General features: G+C 41.6%; 1 pseudogene. It reads right to left on the bottom strand.

What is annotated here, in order from left to right:
• Positions 1-104 (bottom strand): annotated as a pseudogene (locus IV91_RS19895) (ADP-ribosylglycohydrolase family protein); the annotation flags it as partial.
• Positions 105-310 lie beyond the last annotated feature (206 nt).

Below are 310 nucleotides of genomic sequence, written 5' to 3'. Positions count from 1 at the left end.
TCGGTGAATCTAGCATCCTCACCAAAAAAAACAAATTCTTTACTGAGGTGATTGTCGAATTCATAAATTGAGCCGACTATGTCGCCGATTATTGCGCCTAACATACTGGTCCTTAATATAATTTAAAACTTTGTTGGTGGAATCTGTGAGTAATTGTAGCCGGCTTTCAACCTGAATTTCCATCTTCAGACGACTTCGTGATAAATCGATAGAACTTCTTGCATGAGGTATCACCTAAGGCGTCTCGCTCCCGTGATTTGAGGCCAGATGAGTGAACCACCGTCTTCTTCGAGTAGCGTAAAGGTTACTT

Origin of the sequence: Ferrovum myxofaciens (assembly GCF_000735045.1) — a bacterium.
GTDB lineage: Bacteria > Pseudomonadota > Gammaproteobacteria > Burkholderiales > Ferrovaceae > Ferrovum > Ferrovum myxofaciens.
This window is presented reverse-complemented; position numbering and strand designations above follow the sequence as displayed.